Annotated in this window: 1 protein-coding gene; it reads right to left on the minus strand. The window is 38.8% G+C overall.

Going from position 1 to position 847, the window contains the following annotated elements:
- Positions 1–60: 60 nt before the first annotated feature.
- Positions 61–270, minus strand: coding sequence for a cold-shock protein (locus HOLDEFILI_RS17950; protein WP_006061374.1), 210 nt, complete (start codon positions 268–270; stop codon positions 61–63).
- Positions 271–847: the final 577 nt, after the last annotated feature.

The raw sequence follows: 847 nt of genomic DNA on the forward strand, positions 1-847 counted from the left end.
AAAACTGACGAAACTGTCAGTGAGAACATAGAAAAAAACCCTTTCGGGTTTTTCAGTTTTTTAGAGAACTGTGACGTTAACAGCGCGGGACTTATTGCTGCGAGCATCATTTTCAACTTCGAAGGAAACCTTCTGGCCTTCTTCTAATGACTTATAGCCATTACCGTTGATGCCTGAGAAATGAACGAAGATATCGCCCTGGCCCTGATCATCCGTGATGAATCCGTAGCCCTTGTCGCCGTTAAACCATTTTACTTTTCCTGTACTCATTTTAAGTACCTCCTTTAGTGGGAATAAGAAGCTACTCAAGGTATAAAAAATCGCATAACTTCAGGGATTTTTGTACATTGAGTGATAATTACAATCCCGTTACGCGATCATAGCTATTGCTTAATATTACTTCTTCAGTATAACAGGTTTTAGCCCAATGTCAAACAAATAAAAAAATATTTTTGAGTGTCATCCTCTTGTCAATAATGGATTTATTCTGTCAAGTTTTAGTAAACTTCAAAAGTAATTTTACTTTTTCCATTTTCTCAGGAGGCTTTTTTGAATTTTGCGCAATATTAAAGATGTAGGGTCTTTGATAAGGCGGTTGCCCGTCCTGGATGGATCATTCTTTTGATTCATTTGTTTTTCGAGCTTGTTTTTTCAGCTCTGGAAAGGAGGGGCTTTCTATGAAATTTTTCATGGAACTTTTGTCTTCTTTAACGATAAGGGACATTCTGGCGGTTGCCCAGCTTCTGACAACCAGCCTGGACTGCATCTTAAAAATTATAGAACTCGAAAGAAAAAGTGCCGCAGCGCATTCCCAAGCAAACCGGCACTTATCTGTCCACCACTTCTC

It is taken from the genome of Holdemania filiformis DSM 12042 (assembly GCF_000157995.1).
GTDB classification, from domain to species: Bacteria; Bacillota_I; Bacilli_A; order Erysipelotrichales; family Erysipelotrichaceae; genus Holdemania; species Holdemania filiformis.

What these genes read in the sequence shown, in the direction of transcription:
- HOLDEFILI_RS17950 (WP_006061374.1), bottom strand. Translation starts at nt 270, where the DNA reads ATGAGTACAGGAAAAGTAAAATGGTTTAACGGCGACAAGGGCTACGGA.